This window comes from Pseudomonas sp. NPDC077186 (assembly GCF_044543505.1).
Lineage (GTDB): Bacteria > Pseudomonadota > Gammaproteobacteria > Pseudomonadales > Pseudomonadaceae > Aquipseudomonas.
On sequence record NZ_JBITWE010000001.1, the window covers coordinates 120,353 to 140,678 of the forward strand.

At 67.0% G+C, this 20,326-nt stretch carries 15 protein-coding genes; 9 read left to right on the forward strand and 6 right to left on the reverse strand.

The window, feature by feature from the left end:
- Positions 1–8 precede the first annotated feature (8 nt).
- The 5 genes from ACIGKL_RS00585 (at position 9) to ACIGKL_RS00605 (ending at position 4,272) form a co-directional block, all read left to right on the forward strand.
- Positions 9–1,145, forward strand: a complete 1,137-nt coding sequence (locus ACIGKL_RS00585) for a catalase family protein (protein WP_397484807.1) — start codon at positions 9–11, stop codon at positions 1,143–1,145.
- Between the two features lie 250 nt (positions 1,146–1,395).
- The gene (locus ACIGKL_RS00590) at positions 1,396–1,665 is read left to right on the forward strand and encodes a hypothetical protein (RefSeq protein ID WP_021443626.1); all 270 of its coding nucleotides are present in this window, start codon (positions 1,396–1,398) and stop codon (positions 1,663–1,665) included.
- 126 nt (positions 1,666–1,791) lie between these two features.
- Entirely contained in the window at positions 1,792–2,811 is a 1,020-nt protein-coding gene (locus ACIGKL_RS00595) for a GlxA family transcriptional regulator (protein WP_397484808.1), read from the forward strand.
- Positions 2,804–3,052, forward strand: a complete 249-nt coding sequence (locus ACIGKL_RS00600; RefSeq protein WP_397484809.1) for a DUF1272 domain-containing protein — start codon at positions 2,804–2,806, stop codon at positions 3,050–3,052. Before ACIGKL_RS00595 ends, ACIGKL_RS00600 begins: the two co-directional genes overlap by 8 nt.
- Before the next feature lie 47 nt (positions 3,053–3,099).
- Positions 3,100–4,272: an MFS transporter gene (locus ACIGKL_RS00605; protein ID WP_397486224.1), complete on the forward strand. Its 1,173-nt coding sequence runs from the start codon at positions 3,100–3,102 to the stop codon at positions 4,270–4,272.
- Positions 4,273–4,346: 74 nt separating this feature from the next.
- On the opposite strand, the gene nfuA is transcribed toward ACIGKL_RS00605, so the two are convergent.
- Both nfuA and ACIGKL_RS00615 read right to left on the reverse strand, forming a co-directional pair.
- Positions 4,347–4,931 (reverse strand): Fe-S biogenesis protein NfuA, encoded by a 585-nt coding sequence (nfuA, locus tag ACIGKL_RS00610; RefSeq protein ID WP_021443630.1) that lies wholly within the window; start codon positions 4,929–4,931, stop codon positions 4,347–4,349.
- Positions 4,932–5,125: 194 nt separating this feature from the next.
- Positions 5,126–7,402, reverse strand: a complete 2,277-nt coding sequence (locus ACIGKL_RS00615; protein ID WP_397484810.1) for a fatty acid cis/trans isomerase — start codon at positions 7,400–7,402, stop codon at positions 5,126–5,128.
- A 151-nt stretch (positions 7,403–7,553) separates the two neighbouring features.
- On the opposite strand from ACIGKL_RS00615, the gene metH reads away from it, so the two are divergent.
- On the forward strand, positions 7,554–11,264 hold the full coding sequence (gene metH / locus ACIGKL_RS00620; RefSeq protein ID WP_397484811.1) for a methionine synthase: 3,711 nt from the start codon (positions 7,554–7,556) through the stop codon (positions 11,262–11,264).
- Positions 11,265–11,419: 155 nt separating this feature from the next.
- On the opposite strand, the gene ACIGKL_RS00625 is transcribed toward metH, so the two are convergent.
- The gene (locus ACIGKL_RS00625) at positions 11,420–11,710 is read right to left on the reverse strand and encodes a DUF1883 domain-containing protein (protein WP_122107959.1); all 291 of its coding nucleotides are present in this window, start codon (positions 11,708–11,710) and stop codon (positions 11,420–11,422) included.
- A gap of 165 nt (positions 11,711–11,875) precedes the next feature.
- Here ACIGKL_RS00625 and ACIGKL_RS00630 point away from each other — a divergent pair, with 165 nt between their 5' ends.
- From ACIGKL_RS00630 to ACIGKL_RS00640, 3 genes are all read left to right on the forward strand, one after another.
- Positions 11,876–12,478, forward strand: a complete 603-nt coding sequence (locus tag ACIGKL_RS00630; protein WP_397484813.1) for a hypothetical protein — start codon at positions 11,876–11,878, stop codon at positions 12,476–12,478.
- A gap of 144 nt (positions 12,479–12,622) precedes the next feature.
- Positions 12,623–13,648 (forward strand): DUF5924 family protein, encoded by a 1,026-nt coding sequence (locus tag ACIGKL_RS00635; protein ID WP_397484814.1) that lies wholly within the window; start codon positions 12,623–12,625, stop codon positions 13,646–13,648.
- Between the two features lie 15 nt (positions 13,649–13,663).
- Positions 13,664–14,692, forward strand: coding sequence for an RNA methyltransferase (locus tag ACIGKL_RS00640; RefSeq protein ID WP_397484815.1), 1,029 nt, complete (start codon positions 13,664–13,666; stop codon positions 14,690–14,692).
- 45 nt (positions 14,693–14,737) lie between these two features.
- Here ACIGKL_RS00640 and ACIGKL_RS00645 read toward each other — a convergent pair whose 3' ends face one another.
- Genes ACIGKL_RS00645 through ACIGKL_RS00655 form a run of 3 tightly spaced genes read right to left on the reverse strand, consistent with a single transcriptional unit; the run spans position 14,738 to position 20,281 of the window.
- Positions 14,738–16,144 (reverse strand): NAD(P)/FAD-dependent oxidoreductase, encoded by a 1,407-nt coding sequence (locus ACIGKL_RS00645; protein ID WP_397484816.1) that lies wholly within the window; start codon positions 16,142–16,144, stop codon positions 14,738–14,740.
- Between the two features lie 45 nt (positions 16,145–16,189).
- Complete coding sequence (locus ACIGKL_RS00650) at positions 16,190–17,011, reverse strand: helix-turn-helix domain-containing protein (protein ID WP_397484817.1); 822 nt, start codon at positions 17,009–17,011, stop codon at positions 16,190–16,192.
- A 54-nt stretch (positions 17,012–17,065) separates the two neighbouring features.
- Positions 17,066–20,281: a DUF1631 family protein gene (locus ACIGKL_RS00655; RefSeq protein ID WP_397484818.1), complete on the reverse strand. Its 3,216-nt coding sequence runs from the start codon at positions 20,279–20,281 to the stop codon at positions 17,066–17,068.
- Positions 20,282–20,326 lie beyond the last annotated feature (45 nt).

Consider the following 20,326-nt stretch of genomic DNA (forward strand, 5'->3'; position numbering starts at 1 on the left):
GACATCCGATGCTCGAAACGCTCTGGCTGTGGTTCTGCCGCCTGTTCGGCCGGCTGCTGGCCCTGCTCCTGATCCTCGCCGGCCTCGCCTGGGCGTTGGGCGAACTCTACTACGCCTGGAAATTCTCCGGCCCGGTCGCCAGCGAGGAACAGATTCCGCCGGACGAAGCGGCGCTGACCCGACTGATCATCGAAGACGCCGTGCGCATCGTCGAACAGCACCGCGACAACACCCGCGTGCTGCGCGATGCCCACGCCAAGGCACACGGCTGCGTCAAGGCCGAAGTGCAGGTGCTGGACGATCTGGACGAGAGCTTGCGGCATGGCGTATTCAGCCAGCCGGGGCACACTTGGCAAGCCTGGATGCGCCTGTCCAACGGCAACGCCTACCCGCAGTTCGACCGCGCCCGCGATGCCCGCGGCATGGCCATCAAGCTGCTCGAAGTGCCTGGCGAGAAGCTGATGAAGAGCCCCGCGCATGCCGGCGAACAGGACTTCGTGATGTTCAATCATCCAGTGTTCTTCGTGCGCGACGTGGCCGAATACCGCAGCAACTTCGCCGCGCAGGCCGACGGCAAGAAGGCGCTGGCCTTCTTCCCTAGCTGGGACCCGCGCAGTTGGGAAATCCGCCACCTGATCATCGCCCTGAAAACCCTGGCGCCGGCGCCGGAAAGCCCGGTGGCGACCACCTACAACTCCATCGCACCGTTCAAGCTCGGCCCGCACAACATCAAGTACCGGGTGGTGCCGGCGCCACAGCACTGCCCACCCTACCAACTGCCGGAGCAGAACAGCGCCCTGCCCAACTTCCTGCGCAACGCGCTGTACCAGCAACTGTCGCTGGATCGCGCGCCGGCCTGCTTCGAACTGCAGGTGCAAAGGCAGAATCCGCAGTACTACATGCCGATCGAAGACACCAGCGTCGAGTGGGACGAAAAAATCGCGCCGTTCGAAAGCGTGGCGCGTATCAGCGTGCCGGCCCAGGACTTCGATAGTCGCGAACAGAATCTGTTCTGCGACAATTTGTCCTTCAATCCCTGGCATGCCCTGCCGGAACATCGGCCGATTGGCGGTATCAACCGTTTGCGCCAGGCGGTATATGAGGCGGTAAGCGCTTATCGCCAGCAACGCAATGCTGCGCCCTGAGCCACAGGGCGCGCGGTTCCTGGCCTGCAGCCAGTAGAACGAAACAGGAAAAAGGAACTTTCGCGGCAGAAAGTTGTAAAGGGCGCGACGTTGAAACTTCGTTACCGGACACTTTTGCGAACTGCGTTAAAACTTTTTTCGGTACCGTGTGACTTATAGGTCGACTGCGTTCATCAACAGCTTTGACAGGCCAACTCAATACACCGCTGGCCGCCATTATTGCTGGGATCAACTCGGAGAAACCGACCCCATGAACACCCCGCTGCGTTTTAACGAAGCCCTGCTGATTGCCGATCGCGCCTTCCGCCCGTTCCAGTGCGTGGCCTGGGCCCAGCAGGACGGCACCGGCGTCGTCAGCATCAGCGTCATCGACCGCACCAGCACCCGCCTGCTCGGTCGCACCCAACTGTCCAGCGCCACCTACAGCGACCCGCAACAACTGGCCGATGCCCTGCAGCGCTCGCGCGAGGAACTGCGTCGCCAAGGCTTCGACCTGGCGCCCTGGAGCATGCCGGAGTAAGCCCATTCGGGGCGCCGCCCGGCGCCCCCTGAGTTTTGCTGCCCCTTGGCAATATCTGTGGGCTTATTGTCCTTGTTGCCATGATCCTGCCGGCGCAGACTGCCTCCAATTCCCTAGGAGGCCCTCATGGATGCGCTCAGAACCATCGCCTGCCTGATCTACCCCGACGTCATGAGCCTGGACGTCAGCGGGCCGCTGCAGGTATTCGCCTCGGCCAACGTCGAACGCCAGCGCCAGGGCCTGCCACCCTGCTACCGCATTCGCCTGCTGGCCGACGAGGCCGGCCCGGTGAGCACCTCCGCCGGTTTCCAGCTGGTGGCCGACGGCAGTTGGCGCCAGCTCGACGGCGCCAGCCTGGACACCCTGCTGATTCCCGGCGGCCCCGGCGATACCCGGCAATGCGCCAACGCGCCGCTGCTGGCCTGGCTGCGCGAGAACGAGCCGCGCGTGCGCCAGCTCGGCTCGGTCTGCTCCGGCGCACTGATCCTCGCCGCCGCCGGCCTGCTCGACGGGCGCCGCGCCACCACCCACTGGGCCGACGCCGAGCGCCTGGCGCAGCAGCATCCGCGCGTCCAGGTGGAGGCCGAGCGCCTGCACACCTATCAGGCCGATTGCGCCGAGGGCGCCCATCTGTTCACCTCGGCCGGCGTCACCGCCGGTATCGACCTGGCGCTGGCCCTGCTGGAGGCCGATCTCGGCCGCGCCATGGCCCTGACAGTGGCGCGCAGGCTGGTGCTGTTTCTGCGCCGCCCTGGCGATCAGGCGCAGTTCAGCCAGCTGCTCAGTCCCGAACCGAGCCGCACGCCCAAGCTGGCCGCCCTGCTCGACTGGATACCGGCCAATCTGGGCAGCGACCTCTCGCTCGAGGCCCTGGCCGCCCAGGCCCATATGGCGCCGCGCAGCCTGTCGCGGACCTTCGTCAAGGAACTGGGCATGGGCCCCGGGCGCTACGTCGAACGGGTACGACTGGAAGCCGCACGCAACCTGCTGCAGGACGCCCAGGCCTCGATCGCCACGGTGGCGCGGCTGACCGGCTTCGGTCATGCCGAGAACCTGCGGCGCAGCTTTCACAAACACCTGGCCGTCAGCCCGCAGGACTATCTGCAACGCTTCGGCCGAACCACCCAGGAGCACGCCCATGCTTGAGCTGCGCCCCAACTGCGAATGCTGCGACCGCGACCTGCCGGCCGACAGCCTGGACGCACTGATCTGCTCCTTCGAATGCACCTTCTGCAGAGCCTGCAATGAGCGGGCTCTGCACGGCAACTGCCCGAACTGTGGCGGCGAACTGGTCAGGCGACCGATCCGTCCAGCCGAAAAGCTGCAGCGTTTCCCGGCCTCCTGTCAGCGGGTGCTCAAGTCCGCCGACTGCGGTGCCCGGCACTAGAAGCAAGATACCTCGAGACCCTAGCTGTTATCTGGAGCCAGCTGATGCTGCTGATACGTAACCCTTCGATCCGCATACTGTTTGCCGGCCAGGCACTGTATTGGTCCTGCTCGATGATCGGGATCACCCTGACCGCGCTAGTGGGGCTGCAACTGGCCCCCTTGAATGCCTTGGCGACCTTGCCACTGGGCTTGTGGATGCTGGGCAACTTGTTCGCCGTACAACCCTTGTCGCTCTTTATGCAGCGCCATGGTCGTCGCCCCGGCTTGCTGCTCGGCGCCGGTGCCGGCGTGGTGGGCGGTTTGCTCAGTGCACTGGGCGTCTGGCTGGCCGATTTCGCCCTGTTCTGCCTGGGTGCACTGCCCATTGGCGTCTATCAGGCGTCGGCGATGTACTACCGCTTTGCCGCGTTGGAGGCCGCCGAAGAGGCGCAAAAGGGCCGCGCCAGTGCCTATGTGATTGGCGGCGGCGTGCTGGCGGCCGTGCTGGTACCGAGTATGACGCTGTGGGCGCGCTCCGCCCTGAGCACGCCTTTTGTCGGCGCCTACCTGCTGATCGCGATCCTGGCAGCGCTCGCTGCCTTGCTGATGATGAAGCTACCGGAGGGCACTGCACCGCGCCGGGCCAAGACTGGCCTCAGTGAGCTGAGACTGCTCCTGCGCCGCCCGGTGGTACGCGCGGCGATCGCCACCACGGCGATTGGCAATGGGCTGATGGTCTTGGTGATGAATGCCACGCCCTTGGCCATGAACCTTTGCGGATTTGGCCTGGCCAGCAGCGCCCAGGTGATTCAATGGCACATGCTCGGTATGTTCCTCCCGGCCTTTCTGGCAGGCCCCTTGGTGGATCGCCTGGGCAGCCGGCGGGTAGCCGTGCTGGGCGGGGTGATACTACTGGCAAGTGCCGCCATAGCCTTGGCCGGCCTGCAGCAGTTGCACTTTCTGCTCAGCTCGCTGCTGCTCGGGCTGGGCTGGAACCTGATGCTGGTCGCCGGCACCACCTTGCTGGCCGAAGGCCACAGCGACACGGAACGTGGCCAGGCCCAAGGCTTGATGGAATTGCTCAACGGCCTGATGGCGGCCTGCGCCGCGTTCACCGCCGGCGCGCTGATCAGCGGCCTTGGCTGGGACGCAATCAACCTGATTATCCTGCCCCTGGTAGGCCTGGCCATACTGATGTTGCTGCCGGCCAGGCGTGGCCTGCTGGAGGCCGCCGGCTAAGCCGATGCACCCAGCCAGACAGCAAAAAGGCGACCTATGGGGTCGCCTTTTCATTTGACTCGCAACTCGGTGCCTCAGTAGTAGGCGTTTTCGCGGTTGCTGTGGTCGGTTACGTCGCGCACGCCCTTGAGTTCGGGAATGCGCTCGAGCAGGGTCTTCTCGATGCCTTCCTTGAGGGTGTAGTCGGCCTGACCGCAGCCCTGGCAGCCGCCGCCGAACTGCAGCACGGCGATGCCTTCGTCGACCACGTCGACCAGGGTCACCTGGCCGCCATGGCTGGCCAGGCCGGGGTTGATCTCGGTCTGCAGGTAATAGTTGATGCGCTCGTTGAGCGGGCTGTCTTCGTTGACCATCGGCACCTTGGCGTTCGGCGCCTTGATGGTCAGCTGGCCGCCCATGCGGTCGGTGGCGTAGTCGACCACGGCGTCTTCGAGGAAGGGCTCGCTGACCGCGTCGATCCAGGCGGTGAAGCTGGCCAGGCCGACGGCGGTGTCTTCAGGCTTCTGCTCGCCCGGCTTGCAGTAGGCGATACAGGTTTCCGCATAGGACGTGCCCGGCTGGGTGATGAACACGCGGATGCCGATGCCCGGCGTGTCCTGCTTGCTCAGCAACTCGGCCAGGTAGTCTTCGGCGGCTTGGGTAATGGTGATGGCGCTCATGGCAACTCCTCGCAAACATGGGCGCAGTGTACGCCAGTGCGTTGCGCGGTTAAAGCCCAAGCAAATTAGTAGGAATTAATCGCAGCTATGGCGACCGGCCGGGATTGGTTGGTCGCCATAGGTGGGTGCCGAGCTGACGAAGCCCAAGGGGCCAGTTGGGCTTCGTACCTCAGCGGAGCGCCGCCCGGCCCAACCTACAGATTCTGGTAGCGATTCATGTCCAGCACGCCGGCCTCCAGCGGCTGGGTCTCGCGGATATGCTCGGCCAGGTCGTGGAAATAGCGCCAGAACTCGGGATGGCTGCGGCGAATGCCCCAGCGCTCGACGATGCGCTCGAAGGACTTGGCATCGGCGGCGCGCTCCATCTGCGCGACGAATGCGTCCATCTCCTCGGCCTTGAGGCTGAACAGAAAGTTCGGGTAGCTGCTCAGCACTTCCGGGTAAATGGTCAGGCTGTCCAGGCGCGGCTGGTAACGCAGCTCTTCGCCGAGCATGAACGCCACGTTGCTGTGCGCACGGTTGCGCAGCAGGCTGTAGACCTCGCGCGAGCCGTCGCTGAGCTCTACCCGCAACAGGGTCGCCTCCGGCAACTGCTCGATCACCCGCAGGCCGCCGGCCGGGCGACTGGCCAAGCGCGCCAGCGCCTGCTCGGCGTGCTGCAGCTCCGCCGCCAGCCCCTCGCGGTAGCAGCGTGCGCCGCTGCAGCGGTTGATCGGGTCGGGCCGGGCATTGAGCTTGGCCAGGCGCTGCAGCAGTTGTTCGGCGAACTGGCGCTTGGGATCGTCGCCGTCCAGCGCCAGCACGCTGGGCGTGCGGTGGTCGACCGCGGTGTAATCCAGCCACATCTTCAGCTTGCCGCTGTTCTGGTACCAGTCGTCCAGGTAGCCCTTGCGCGCCTGGGCCGGCAGCAGGCGGAGGAAGTTGACCTCGGCGCCGTTGCGGATCAGGTCGAAGTACAGGCGGGTCTGCGCCTGGTGCGAGACGTTGCCGAACACGTCGAAATTGACCACCAACTGGTAGTAAGTGCGCTCCAGCAGCGGGTAGTCCATCCACCAGAGGGTCTGCGGGATCTCGCCGAGCAGGCCCTTGCGCACCGAGGCGCTGTCGTGCTGACGGAAGATCGACAGCAGCGCGTTGTCGTTGCCGCTCCAGATATGCGCCCAGTCGGCCGGCGGCGCGTCGGCATAGGCGTCCTTGCGCAGGTTCTCGTAATCGTTGCGCTTGTTGCGGTAGTCGCGCCATAGCCCGGGCAGGTCGCCGATCTCGTCGAACTGCCCGGGCATCGCCAGCAGCGGCGTGGCCTGGGCGCGATAGTCGGCATCGGTGATATAGAGGTCGTGCTGCGGGGCCTGGAACAGTGTCCAGAAATTGTCGCGGATCACGTCGGTGGCGATCTGTCCGCGACACACCGGGCCGCGAATAAAGGTGCGCACGAAGTACTCGGCGTTATCCAGCATGAACTGGTAGCGCGCCCGCGGCGGGATCGCGGCGAAGGTCTCGAAGGGGTTGGCGCGGCGCTGTGCGCCGTAGCCGGGCACCGCGTCCAGCGGCCAGTCCTCGGCGAAGAACAGTTCCTTGACCCGCGCCAGCTTGGCACTGCTCAGCGGGTAGGTGATGTGGGTCTTGTGCACGATGACGCCCTGGATCGGCCACAGACGGTAATAGAACTCGGTGCCCGGGTCGTCGTTGGGCCGGCGCGTGGCGATCGGGTCGATGGCCTGGCCGCTGGGCGTGCGCGAACGCACCAGCTGGAAGAAATGCCCGGCCTCGCCGCCGTCGACATGCAGATGGGCGAGAAACAGGTGCTCGTACAACCAGCGCGATACCAGGTTCTGCCGCGCGCCAGGCGCGTTGAGGAAGGCCTCCCACTCGGCGATCTGCCGGCGCTCGGTGGCGTTGGGGTACAGAGCCTGCTCCGTCACCGGCGCGCCCTGCTCCAGCCACTGCTGCAGGGTGGCGTACTCGGCGTCGCTCAGGCCGGCGACGGCGAAGGGCATGCCGCCATGCGGGTTCTTTCTAGCGTAAGCGGCGAACTCGCCCGGCAGCGGGCAACTGTTGCTGCGCTTGATGGAGATATCCAGAGCCTCCGGCAACTTGGCGCCCGCCTCCAGCGGTTGGCTGCGCCCCAGCTCCAGCATGCGTTTGAGCAAGGCGGCCTGGCCGCTGCCGTCGCCGAGTACCGAGTGGAACTCGCGCTGGCGCCAGGCGGCCTCGCCCTGGGCATCCAGGTACAGGCGCGAAGTGGCCTGGGCCTTGGTCCGCGTGCCGTCGTACACCGGTTGCTTGCTGGCGCCGCGCGTCAGCCCTTCGCCGCTGCCCAGGTTGAGTTGGCAGGGCGCGTCGTAACAGGCGTGGCAGGCCACGCACTTGTGGGTAAGGATGGGCTGGACGTCGTTCCCGTAGGAAATCGGCTCGGCCCGCGCCAGACCAGCTGCGAAGGAGAGAACGAACAGGGCAGCGGGCTTGAGCATGGCAACTTCCTTGACGACGTTAGCGGCGATTCTAGCCAGATGTCGCCGCCTGCAACATGAGCGCAATTCATGCAAAAGGCGCAGGCGCTCCAGAACCCTGCAGCTTTGCTATCATCGCGCACCTTTGTTCCGCTTTGCTCAGGTAGTCCCCATGTCCGATCGCAGCGCCCGCCTCCAAGCCCTCCAGCAAGCCCTGAAGGAGCGCATTCTGATCCTCGACGGCGGCATGGGCACCATGATCCAGAGCTACAAGCTCGACGAGGCCGACTATCGCGGCGAGCGCTTCGCCGACTGGCCGAGCGACGTCAAGGGCAACAACGACCTGCTGCTGCTGTCGCGCCCGGACGTGATCCAGGCCATCGAGAAGGCCTACCTGGATGCCGGCGCCGACATCCTGGAAACCAATACCTTCAACGCCACCCAGGTGTCTCAGGCCGACTACGGCATGGAAAGCCTGGTGTACGAGCTGAACGTCGAGGGCGCGCGCCTGGCTCGCCAGGTAGCCGATGCCAAGACCCTGGAAACCCCGGACAAGCCGCGCTTCGTCGCCGGCGTACTCGGCCCGACCAGCCGCACCTGCTCGATCTCCCCCGACGTCAACGACCCCGGCTACCGCAACGTCACCTTCGACGAGTTGGTAGAGAACTACACCGAAGCCACCAAGGGCCTGATCGAGGGCGGCGCCGACCTGATCCTGATCGAGACCATCTTCGACACGCTCAACGCCAAGGCGGCGATCTTCGCCGTGCAGGGGGTGTTCGAGGAGCTCGGCATCGAGCTGCCGATCATGATCTCCGGCACCATCACCGACGCCTCCGGCCGCACCCTGTCCGGGCAGACCACCGAGGCCTTCTGGAACTCGGTGGCGCACGCCAAGCCGATTTCCGTGGGCCTGAACTGCGCCCTCGGCGCCGCCGACCTGCGTCCCTACCTGGAAGAACTGTCGAACAAGGCCGGCACCCACGTCTCGGCGCACCCCAACGCCGGCCTGCCCAACGCCTTCGGCGAGTACGACGAGACCCCGGCACAAACGGCGGCAGTGATCGAGGAGTTCGCCGCCAGCGGCTTTCTCAACATCATCGGCGGCTGCTGCGGCACCACGCCGGCGCATATCCAGGCCATCGCCGAAGCCGTGGCCAAGTACCCGCCACGGGCGATTCCGGAGATTCCGCGCGCCTGCCGCCTGTCGGGCCTGGAGCCCTTCACCATCGACCGCAACAGCCTCTTCGTGAACGTCGGCGAACGCACCAATATCACAGGATCAGCCAAGTTCGCCCGGTTGATCCGCGAGGAAAACTACACCGAAGCGCTGGAGGTGGCGCTGCAGCAGGTGGAAGCCGGCGCCCAGGTGATCGACATCAACATGGACGAGGGCATGCTCGACTCCAAGGCGGCGATGGTCAGGTTCCTCAACCTGATCGCCGGCGAGCCGGACATCTCCCGGGTGCCGATCATGATCGACTCCTCCAAGTGGGAGGTGATCGAAGCGGGCCTCAAATGCATCCAGGGCAAGGGCATCGTCAACTCCATCTCGATGAAGGAAGGCGTCGAGGCGTTCAAGCACCACGCCAAGCTATGCAAGCGCTACGGCGCTGCCGTGGTGGTGATGGCCTTCGACGAGGTCGGCCAGGCCGACACCGCCACGCGCAAACAGGAAATCTGCAAGCGCAGCTACGACATTCTGGTCAACGAAGTAGGCTTCCCGCCGGAAGACATCATCTTCGACCCGAATATCTTCGCCGTGGCCACCGGTATCGAGGAGCACAACAACTACGCGGTCGACTTTATCGAGGCCTGTGCCTACATCCGCGACGAGCTGCCGTTCGCGCTCAGTTCCGGCGGCGTGTCCAACGTGTCGTTCTCCTTCCGCGGCAACAACCCGGTGCGCGAGGCGATCCACTCGGTGTTCCTCTACTACGCCATCCAGAACGGCCTGACCATGGGCATCGTCAACGCCGGCCAGCTGGAGATCTACGACGAGATTCCCAAGCAACTGCGCGACGCGGTCGAGGACGTGGTGCTCAACCGCAACGACGGCGCCACCGAGGCGCTGCTGGCCATCGCCGACCAGTACAAGGGCGACGGCGCCGCCAAGGAAGTGGAAAACGAGGAGTGGCGTTCGCTGCCGGTGGACAAGCGCCTGGAACACGCGCTGGTCAAGGGCATCACCGCCTTTATCGTCGAGGATACCGAGGAGTGCCGCCAGCAGTGCGCACGGCCCATCGAGGTCATCGAAGGCCCGCTGATGAGCGGCATGAACGTGGTCGGCGACCTGTTCGGCTCGGGCAAGATGTTCCTGCCCCAGGTGGTCAAGTCCGCGCGGGTGATGAAGCAGGCGGTGGCGCACCTGATCCCCTTTATCGAAGCCGAGAAAGGCGACAAGCCGGAGGCCAAGGGCAAGATCCTCATGGCCACGGTCAAGGGCGACGTACACGACATCGGCAAGAATATCGTCGGCGTGGTGCTGGGCTGTAATGGCTACGACATCGTCGACCTCGGCGTGATGGTGCCGGCGGAGAAGATCCTGCAGACCGCCATCGCCGAGAAATGCGACATCATCGGCCTGTCCGGGTTGATCACCCCGTCGCTGGACGAGATGGTGCATGTGGCCAAGGAGATGCAGCGCCAGGGCTTCAGCCTGCCGCTGATGATCGGCGGCGCCACCACCTCCAAGGCCCACACTGCGGTGAAGATCGACCCGCAGTACAGCAACGACGCGGTGGTCTACGTCACCGACGCCTCGCGCGCCGTGGGCGTGGCCACCCAGCTGCTGTCGAAAGAACTCAAGGCCGACTTCGTGCAGAAGACCCGCGAGGAATACGTGGTGGTGCGCGAGCGCACCTCGGCACGCGCCTCGCGCACCGAACGCCTGAGCTATGCCGATGCCATCGCCAACAAGCCGCAGTTCGACTGGGCCGGCTACAGCGCGCCCAAACCGAGCTTCATCGGCGCGCAGGTGCTGGAGGATATCGACCTGGCCACCCTGGCCGAATACATCGACTGGACGCCCTTCTTCATTTCCTGGGACCTGGCCGGCAAGTACCCGCGCATCCTCACCGACGAAGTGGTCGGCGAAGCGGCCAGCGCACTGTTCGCCGACGCCCAGGCCATGTTGAACAAGCTGATCGACGAGAAGCTGATCAAGGCCCGCGCGGTCTTCGGTTTCTGGCCGGCCAACCAGGTGGCGCACGACGATATCGAGCTGCGCGACGCCCAGGGCAAGCCCATCGCCCTGCTCCACCACCTGCGCCAGCAGAGCATCAAGGCGGACGGCAAGCCGAACCTGTCGCTGGCCGACTTCGTCGCGCCCAAGGAAAGCGGCAAGACCGACTATGTCGGCGGCTTTATCACCACCGCCGGCATCGGCGCCGAGGAAGTGGCCAAGGCCTACGAGGCCAAGGGTGACGACTACAACTCGATCATGGTCAAGGCCCTGGCCGACCGCCTGGCCGAAGCCTGCGCCGAGTGGCTGCACGAACGTGTGCGCAAGGAGTACTGGGGCTATGCCGCCGACGAGCAGCTGGCTAACGAGGACCTGATCAAGGAACAGTACAAGGGCATCCGCCCCGCTCCCGGCTACCCGGCCTGCCCGGACCATACCGAGAAGGCCACTTTGTTTAGGCTGCTCGACCCCGAGGCCGGCTACAACCAGGCCGGGCGCAGCGGCGTGTTCCTCACCGAGCACTACGCCATGTTCCCGGCGGCTGCGGTATCCGGCTGGTACTTCGCCCACCCCGAGGCGCAATACTTCGCCGTCGGCAAGGTCGACCAGGATCAGGTCGAGAGCTACAGCAAGCGCAAGGGCCAGGACATCGCCGTCAGCGAGCGCTGGCTGATGCCGAATCTGGGCTACGACAGTTGAAGCGGTGCGCACGGCGCACCCTACAGCACGCAGGATCCGTAGGGTGCGCCGCGCGCACCACCACAAGACTCTCGCCGCACGCTGGGCAACGCCGTGCTTGTCCGCCCGCGCACTGGAAAACGCCTTGCGCGCTTCCCTGCCTCTGCCCGAGCGCGTCAGACCCTGCTGCGCACGATCTTGATCGAGTACTCCATCTGCGGCTTGCGCGTCACGCTGACGGCACGGCGGCTCACGGTATCCAGGGTGATGTTCCAAAAACCGCTGCTCGGCACGCGGATCTTCGCCGGGAACTTGATAAAGGCGCCGCCGTGGTAGCTGTGCCGGCCACGGTTCTTGAAGGCGCGGAAGTTGGCGTCGTTCATCAGGCGGATATTGCAGGGCTGCGAACACTCGATGACCACCAGGTCGCCCTCGTTCAGCTGTTCGCGTTGATGGATGAATTTCATGCGTGCTTCCGGTTGGATCGGGGGCGCGACGATAGCACGAGCGCGCGCCGCGGGGAGCGCCGACACGACGGGGCGCGCCTGCCCAAGCGCTGCTAGGCTGATTGCTGCCGCCGCGCAGAGCCGCGCGGCAAGCCATCTCGGCAAACGCATCGCAGGAGTCAGCCCATGAAGATATCCAGTGTCCTTGCCCCCGTTCTCGTCGCCGGCCTGCTGCACGTCGATTACAGCCAGGCCGACGAGCAGCTCGGCGGCGCGCATGACCGCAGCGAGTCCTTCGAACCGGGTCAGCCCGGCGGCGCGGTGCTGGAAACCGAGGAGGTGCTCGCCGAGGTCAGCGCCATCGATACCACCACGCGCAGCTTTACCCTCACCGACGCGCAGGGGCACAGCCGCACCCTGCAGGCGCCGCCGCAGATGCGCAACTTCGAGCAGCTCAAGGTCGGCGACCGGGTGCGCGCGATGATCGGCCTGGAACGCATCGTCCAGCTGCGCGAACCGGGCGATAGCAGCGAAGACGGCGCCGCCGGCATCCTGGCGACTGCGCCGGAAGGCGGCAAGCCGGGCCTGCTGATGGCCGAGACCCTGGAACTCACCGCGGTGATCAAGGCCATGGACAGCACCCAGCGGACCGCCACGTTGCAGTTCGCCGACGGCAGCCAGCGTACCGTCAAGGTGCGCCCCGATGTCGAGATGAAACCCGAGTACCTGGGCCGCGAGCTGGTGCTGCGCATGACCTCGGCGGTGGCCGTCAGCGTCGAGGCGCAGTGATCGCCGCCGGCTGAATCGACAGGTGTTGCCGTAGCGCTGGTGCCCCGCGGCAACGCCCTTTAGCGCGGCACAGTCCCGGCGCGGGCTGGACACCCCGGGGAGCGAGCCCTAGCATGCGCGGCCACGCCGTCGTACAGCGCCGCCATGAAAATCCTGACTGACCGCCTCCCCACCCTGCTCGCCTGGGTCCGCCGCTACCCCGGCCTGGTCGCCGCCTTCGGTTTCTGCTCGGGGCTGGCCAGCTTCCTGCTGGTCGAGCGCCAGGCCAATCTGGCCAAGGTGCTCGGCGTGGTGTTGCTGGCCAGCTGGTTGTGGCTGATGCTGGAGAACCTGCTGCGCGAGCACATCGCCCGGCGTTTCGGCTTCGAGCTGCCGATCCCGCTGCTGCGCTACGCGACGCAGATGATCCACCAGGAAAGTCTGTTCTTCGTCCTGCCGTTCTTCTTCATCACCACCACCTGGAACAGCGGCCAGCTGCTGTTCAGCGGCCTGCTCGCCGCCGCCGCGCTGATATCCATTACCGATCCGCTCTACTACCGCTGGCTGGCGGCCCGACGCTGGCTGTTGCTGATGTTCCACAGCCTGGCCCTGTTCGCGGTGATGCTCACCGCGCTGCCGATCATCTTTCACCTCAGCACCCCGCAGAGCTACCGCGTCGCCCTGGTCCTGACCACGTTGCTGACGCTGCCCAGCCTGCCCGGGTTGATCGGCTTCGTCGGCTGGCGCCGCGTCGTGGCCCTGGCCGCGCTGCCGCTGATCCTCGGCGCCGGCGGCTGGCTGGCGCGCACCTGGGTGCCGCCGGCCACGCTCTGGCTGAACGAGGTGGCGGTGACCGCCGAGTTCGACGGCGCGCAGCGCTCGCCGGGGCCCTCGATCGAACGCATCGGCACGGCCCAGCTGAGCGCCGGCGGGCTCTACGCCTACACCGCGATCAACGCGCCGCGCGGTCTGAACGAGCGCATCTACCACGTCTGGCGCCACGACGGCCGCGAGGTCGACCGCATCGCCCTGGATATCCAGGGCGGGCGCAACGAGGGCTACCGCGCCTGGAGCCACAAGCAGAACTTCCCCGCCGAGGCGCAGGGCCGCTGGCAGGTGCAGGTGCTCACCGAGGCCGGGCAACTGATCGGCGTGCTGCGCTTTCGCGTGGCCGACGAATCACCCAGGTGATAGCATCCGCGCCCCATGCAGCTCGCCGACCTGACCCAACGCCTCGCCGCTCTCGGCGCCAAACCCCAGCACATCGGGCGGATCACCCGTGCCTGGCTGCAGGGCAAGGCGCTGGACACCGGCACCAAGCACCAGAAGACCGAGAATTTCCTGCCGCTGTCCGTGCGCCAGGGCCTGCCGGCGCTTGCCGCCGACCTCGATAAGCTGGCCCGGCTGCGCTCCGAGCATCCCGGCGCCGACGGCTCGGCGCGCCTGTTGGTGGAGCTGGCCGACCGGCAGATGGTGGAAAGCGTGCTGCTGCCGCGCGATGGCCTGTGCATCTCCAGCCAGGTCGGCTGTGCGGTGGGCTGCGTGTTCTGCATGACCGGCAAGAGCGGCCTGCTGCGCCAGCTCAGCAGCGCCGAGATGGTCGCCCAGGTCGCCCTCGGCCGGCGCTTTCGTCCGGTGAAGAAGGTGGTGTTCATGGGCATGGGCGAGCCGGCGCACAACCTCGACAACGTGCTCGAGGCCATCGACCTGCTCGGCACCGAGGGCGGCATCGGCCACAAGAACCTGGTGTTCTCCACGGTGGGCGATCCGCGGGTGTTCGAGCGCCTGCCGCAGCAACGGGTGCGCCCTGCCCTGGCGCTGTCGCTGCACACAACCGACGCCGAGCTGCGTCAGCGCCTGCTGCCCAAGGCGCCGCGCATCGATCCCGAGCAGTTGATGGAACTGGGCGAGGCCTACGCCCGCCGCATCGACTACCCCATCCAGTACCAGTGGACGCTGCTCAAGGGCATCAACGACAGCCAGGAGGAAATGGACAACATCCTGCGCCTGTTCAAGGGCAAGTTCGCCGTGCTCAACCTGATCCCTTACAACAGCCTGGAAGCCGACGACTACCAGCGCCCGGACGGCGAGCGCATCGTGCAGATGGTGCGCTACCTGCACAGCCGCGGCGTGCTGACCAAGGTGCGCAACTCGGCCGGCCAGGATATCGACGGCGGCTGCGGCCAGCTGCGCGCCCGCGCCAGCGAGCTGATCCCGCTGCGCCGGGTGCGCTGAACACCATCACCCTGCGCAGGGGGCGCCACGCGCACCGCCACGCGCTCACCTCATCAGACTTTCCATATGTGCAGCCACCGCCTGCGCCAACCGCCGGCGCCAGGCCGGGCTGTGCGGATTGGCCAGCACCCGATCCTCGTGGACGAAGCTGCGGATGATGGCGTTGTAGCCGAGCCAGCGGCACGGCTCGGGCTCCCAGCGCCGTAGGCGGGAAATCGGGCTGTCCGGCAGTACCCAGGGCTGGCGCAGCAGTGCGCTGTCGCGACCGAGGATGAGGTCGGCCAGGGTGCGCCCGCCGAGGTTGCTGGCGCCGACGCCCTCGCCGCCGTAGCCGCCGGCCAGGGCGATGCGCTGGTTCGGGTCGCGCAGCATATGCGGCTGGAAGCGCCGCGCCATGCCCAGATTGCCGCCCCAGGCGTGACTGAAACGCACCGTGCGCAGCTGCGGGAACAGCTCGCCCAGCAGGTAGCGACGCAGATTGCGTTCGTCCTCGGTCAGGTTGAAGTCGCGGCGCAGGCGGCCGCCGAAGCGATAGCCGCCGCGCGCGCCGAATACCAGGCGGTCGTCGCGACTGCGCTGGCCGTAGGTGACCTGGCGACTGAACTCGCTGAAGGCCTGGCCGCGCTGCAGGCCGATGTCGGCCCAGACCTCCGCCGGCAGCGGCTCGGTGGCAATGATCAGGCTCTGCACCGGCAACTGATGCCGGCCCAGCGGCGGCAAGCCGGCGGCGTAGCCCTCGACGGCCGGCACCACCCAGTCGGCACGCACGCTGCCTTGCGCGGTGCGCACCAGACCGGGTTGCCAGTCGAGCACCGCACTGCGTTCGTAGAGCTGGACGCCGAGCGCCTCGACGCAGCGCGCCAGACCGCGCACCAGCTTGGCCGGATCGATGGTGGCGCAGTGCGGGCTGTACAGCGCGCCGTAGGCGTTGGCCAGGCGCAGTTGCTCGGCCAGCTCGCTCGGCGCCAGCCAGCGGTAGTCGTCCTCGCCCAGGCCGAGCGCGCGCAGCCCACCGAGGTACTCGCGCAGGCGTACTTCCTGCTCGGGGTAGCGCGCCGCGCAGTACAGCAGCCCGCCCTGGCGCAGATCGCAGTCGATGCCTTCGCGGGCCACCACCTGCGCCACTTCGTCGGGAATGCCATGCAGCAGATCGAAGGCAGCTTTGCGTTCGGCGGCAGGCAGGCCCGCCAGCAGGCGATCCTCGCCAAGCAGGTTGCCCATCAACCAGCCGCCGTTGCGCCCGGAGGCGCCGAAACCGGCGGTCTCGGCCTCCACTATCGCCACGCGCAGCTGCGGCGCCTGGCGCTTGAGGTAATAGGCGGTCCACAGCCCGGTGTAGCCGGCGCCGATGATCGCCACGTCCGCCTGCAGATCGGCCTGCAGGCTGGGTCGCGCCTGCAGCGGATCGTCGAGCCGATCCATCCACAGACTGATGTTGCGCCAGGAACTCATCCGCGCCTCCTTCGTCGATCGTTGCGGCAAGGCTAGTGGCAGCGTTCAGCAGCTGTCTTGCGTGCGGGCCCGCACGGAAATCTGCTTGAGATAGGCCTTCGGCGACAGCCCGGTATGCCGCTTGAAGCAGCTGTAGAAGGCCGACAGCGAATTGAAGCCGGCGGCGAAGGCCAGCTCGTCGATGCGCTTGAGGTCGCTGCCCGCCTCTACCCCGTCGAGCAGGTGCTGCAGGCGGGCGCGGCTGACGTAGCGGTAGAAGCTCTCGCCGAGCACCTGGTTGAGCAGATGGGAGATCTGGTTGCGGCTGTAGCCGGTGGCCGCCGCCACCTGCTGCAGGTTCAGCTCGGGATCGAGAAAGGCTTTGCTGCGCTGGAAATACTCCTGCAGGTCCTGCGCCAGCTGGCCAAGCTGGCGGGGCGAGAGGCCCAGGCGGCTGGTCGCCGGGCGCGCACTGGCGGGCTCGGCGGCAGGGTTCGCCTCGCGCACCAGGGTGGCGTATTCGTTGATGCGCCAGATCAGCCCGTCGCGCACGGTGATCGCCTCGCCGGTGCGGAACGACAGCAACCCCGCACCGCCCTGCAGGCTGGTGCGGTACTGGATGAAGGCGGTGTGGCCGTCGATGCGGATGCGGTCGAGATGCTCCAGCACCTCGCCGGGGTGGCGCGGCAGGTTGCTTGCGACATAGCCGCGCAGCTCGGCCAGGCGCATGCAGCGCTGCTGGTAGAAGTCGTGGTACTCCACGTCCGGGTGGTACAGCGCCAGCACCGCCTCCAGATCGCGCTGCTTCCAGCTCAGGTGGTAGCGCAGGATGGTCTCGCGGGTGCGCGCGGTCTGCGCGGCGTCGTCGGGGAAATCGTCGTCGAACATGGCGGGCATCGTTTCAGGGGCGCCGCGCAGCTTGCCCGATTCGCCGCGAACCGGTCAAAACGCCGCCACCCCGAGCCAGTCCTCCAGGCGCACCGGCTTCTGCACGCCGAAACCCTGCACGTAATCGACCCCCATCTCCAACAGGTGCGCGCGGATGGCCGGGGTCTCGACGTACTCGGCGATGGTCTGGCGCCCCAGGGCATGGGCGATCTCGTTGATCGAGCGAACCATGGCCAGGTCGCTGGGCGAGTGCTCGATCTCCTTGACGAAGCTGCCGTCGATCTTCACGTAGTCCACCGGCAGGCGCTTGAGGTAGTCGTAACTGGAGAAGCCGACGCCGAAGTCGTCGATCGAGAAGCTGCAGCCGGCGCGCTGCAGATGGCGCACCAGGTCGGCGGTCTTGGCCAAGTTGGCTACCGCGGCGGTCTCGGTCAGCTCGAAGCAGATGCGCCGTGGGTCGACCCGGTAGCGTTCGAACAGGCTCTCGATAAAGCCGAGCAGCTTGTCGTCGTTCAGGCTGCTGCCGGACAGGTTGATCGACAGCGCGCTGCAGCGCCGCCACAGGTTGGGGTGGCGGTCGAGCACGGCGAAGATGTGCCGCAGCACCCAGCGATCCACCTTGCTCATGCGGTGGTAGCGTTCGGCGGCGGCGATGAAGTCCTGCAGCAGCAGCTCGTTCTGCATCACCAGCAGCAGCTCGTAGTGCGGCAGCTCGCTGGCGTCTTCGGCGGTCGGCGCGATCTGCTGCACGCGCAGCGACAGGTCTTCGCGCTCGACTATGTCGTCGACCCGTGCGGCGATCGCCAGCAGGCCGATGCGGCCGTCGTCGCTGGCCATGCTGAAGCAGTGCACGCGGTTGCGCCCGGCTTCCTTGGCCGCGTTGCAGGCCGCCTGCAGGTCGCAGAACAGGTTGGCGACGTCGTGCCGCTCGGCCGCCTCGACCACCCCGACGCTGAGGGTGATGCCGTGCTTGCGCGTCTCCCAGGTGAAACCCTCGCTCTCCACCTCGCGGCGCAGCTGCTCGGCCAGATCGGCCGCCTGGGCTTCGTTGCAGCCCGGCAGCACCGCGGCGAAATCCACCCCGCCGACCCGCGCCAGGCAGCTGGCCTGCGGCAGCCAGCGCTGCAGTTGCTCGCAGAGCCGCTTCAGGCAGGCGTCGCCGGCCTGCGGGCCGGCGTGGGTGTTGATCAGGGCGAACTGGTCGACATGCAACATGAGGAAGGCATGGCGGCTGCGGCTGGCCAGACTCTGCGCCAGGGACGACTCGAAGGCGCGACGGTTGTGCAGGCCAGTCAGCTCGTCGTGGCTGCGCGCATGGGCGATCTCGCGGTACAGACGCCCGACTATGTCCTGCAGGGTGCGCTGCACCAGGCTGTCGGACTCCTGCGCGCCGTCGTCCACCAGCAGCCGCCCGCCCGCCAGCTCGGCGACCAGCTCGCGCTCGTTGTAGCTGCCGCTTTCGCGGCCCTGGCGGTCGACCAGCACATAGTGATCCAGCGCCGGGTTCTTCCACACCAGGCGATGCAACTGACCGCTGGCGTCCTGCAGGCGCGCGCCCTCCTTGAGCTGCTCCAGGCGTTCGCCCCAGCGCTGCAGCTCCTCGGCCAACGGCGGCCGGGCCAGCGCCGGGCTCGGCGGCGCGACCATGGCCACCGGTTCCTCGCCGAGCAATTGCCGACGCAGCCCAGCCAGCACCGGGGCATACTGGAAACTGCCGGCGCCGAAGGCCTCCATGCGCCGCTTGAGTATCTGCAACTGGTGCTCGACCTCCTTGGCGTAGGCCTCGCCATCGCCCGCGAACGGCCCCTGCGCGCGCTCGTTGAGGCGTTTGCTGAGCATGCCGGTGAGCGACATGTCCAGGCGCCAGGTCAGATCCTGGCGGCCCAGACGGATCAGCTCGTGCACCAGCAGGTCGCGCCAGCCGACGTCCAGCCACTCCAGCAGCAGCTTGGGCACGCGCTCGCCGTGCAGGTCGCGCAGCGCGCCGGCGACTTCCTGCTGCGCCTGCTTGAGGGTGTCCTGACCGCGATGCAGCTGTTTGACCCGTTCGGCGTTCTGCTGGTAGCTGCGCTGCTGCTGGGCGAGCAACTCGTCCAACTCGGCGTCATGGGCGGCGAAACTCTGGCTGTCGCCGTCGTAGCCGTCGACGATCCGCTCGATCAGGCCCTGCAAGCGGGCCTCCAGCACCGGATTGGCCGGCTCGCAGTGATCGCCCAGGCGCAGCAGGCGATCCAGGGTGGCGCGTACCGGGTGGTTGCTGTCGGCGATGGCCGCCGGTTCCTTCAGCGTGGCCTGCAGCACCGGCAGCAGCAGGCGCTCGATGGCCGGTTTCAACGCCGGCGCCAGGCCGGCGTCCTGTCCCAGGTGCTGGAACACCTCGCCCACCAACTGGGTGTCTTCCTGCTGGCGCAGGCTGAGCGAGCAGTCCTGCTGCTGGAACTGGTCGAGCAGCGCCTGCGCCGTCCAACCGCCGGCTGGTGTCGGCTCGGCGCGCAGCCGTCCCAGCAGTTCCGCCGGCTGGCCGCTCGGCGCCTGGCCCGCCATGGCTTGGCGCGGCGCCGCGCTGCTGCGCCGCAGTTGGTGGATGGCCCGATACGCGGCGGACCTCGCCTCGGCGCGCGACGGCGCCACGAGCTGAGGGCGCGGCGGCGCCAGCTCGACGCCGAGCGGCTCGATACGCTGGGCGGCGAACTGTTCGGCCAGGGCCTGCATATAGGGTTGCAGCAGTACCGGCAGCAGTCGTCCGGCCTCGCTCAGGTACAGCGCACGCACGCTGGCTGGCTGATTGCGCAGGCGCAACTCGCCCTGCCACTGACGCAGGAGAAATTCGAACGACAAGGGGTTGTCCGCATCGGCCAGTGGCTCGCCGGCCAGCTGGTTGAAACAGCCGCACACCCGCCACTCCAGTACGCCCAGGCTTTCCCGCAGGGTGCGCACCAGGCGCCGGGCGAGCAGCATGTCGTCGACTTCCTCGTCGTCCACCAGGCTCCACTCGCTGCGGCTGTCCAGCGCCAGCGGCTGCAGCGGGCGCTCCAGCAGACCGCTGCAGATGCGCTGCAGACAGCTGTCGATGGCGCGGCCCTGCTGGTTGCGGCACAGGCGCATGAAATGCTCGCAGGCCTGCGCCTCCTCGTTGGAGAAGGCGCGCAGGCGTTGCTCCGCCAGCGCCTGTTCCAGTGCCAGACACAGTTGCCGCAGCGCATCCGGCAGATGGCGGCGAACCAGCGAACCGAGTGCCTCGCCGAGCGCGCGGGGTAACGGTCTGGGCATCAAGGACAACGCTCCTGCCTATGGTGGCTCCCTAGTGCTTGACTA

Excerpts from the sequence above, each read along its gene's own strand:
- ACIGKL_RS00585 (WP_397484807.1), top strand. The coding sequence starts at position 9 with ATGCTCGAAACGCTCTGGCTGTGGTTCTGCCGCCTGTTCGGCCGGCTG.
- ACIGKL_RS00590 (WP_021443626.1), top strand. The coding sequence starts at position 1,396 with ATGAACACCCCGCTGCGTTTTAACGAAGCCCTGCTGATTGCCGATCGC.
- ACIGKL_RS00595 (WP_397484808.1), top strand. The coding sequence starts at position 1,792 with ATGGATGCGCTCAGAACCATCGCCTGCCTGATCTACCCCGACGTCATG.
- ACIGKL_RS00600 (WP_397484809.1), top strand. The coding sequence starts at position 2,804 with ATGCTTGAGCTGCGCCCCAACTGCGAATGCTGCGACCGCGACCTGCCG.
- nfuA (WP_021443630.1), bottom strand. The coding sequence starts at position 4,931 with ATGAGCGCCATCACCATTACCCAAGCCGCCGAAGACTACCTGGCCGAG.
- ACIGKL_RS00615 (WP_397484810.1), bottom strand. The coding sequence starts at position 7,402 with ATGCTCAAGCCCGCTGCCCTGTTCGTTCTCTCCTTCGCAGCTGGTCTG.
- metH (WP_397484811.1), top strand. The coding sequence starts at position 7,554 with ATGTCCGATCGCAGCGCCCGCCTCCAAGCCCTCCAGCAAGCCCTGAAG.
- ACIGKL_RS00625 (WP_122107959.1), bottom strand. The coding sequence starts at position 11,710 with ATGAAATTCATCCATCAACGCGAACAGCTGAACGAGGGCGACCTGGTG.
- ACIGKL_RS00630 (WP_397484813.1), top strand. The coding sequence starts at position 11,876 with ATGAAGATATCCAGTGTCCTTGCCCCCGTTCTCGTCGCCGGCCTGCTG.
- ACIGKL_RS00635 (WP_397484814.1), top strand. The coding sequence starts at position 12,623 with ATGAAAATCCTGACTGACCGCCTCCCCACCCTGCTCGCCTGGGTCCGC.
- ACIGKL_RS00640 (WP_397484815.1), top strand. The coding sequence starts at position 13,664 with ATGCAGCTCGCCGACCTGACCCAACGCCTCGCCGCTCTCGGCGCCAAA.
- ACIGKL_RS00645 (WP_397484816.1), bottom strand. The coding sequence starts at position 16,144 with ATGAGTTCCTGGCGCAACATCAGTCTGTGGATGGATCGGCTCGACGAT.
- ACIGKL_RS00650 (WP_397484817.1), bottom strand. The coding sequence starts at position 17,011 with ATGTTCGACGACGATTTCCCCGACGACGCCGCGCAGACCGCGCGCACC.
- ACIGKL_RS00655 (WP_397484818.1), bottom strand. The coding sequence starts at position 20,281 with ATGCCCAGACCGTTACCCCGCGCGCTCGGCGAGGCACTCGGTTCGCTG.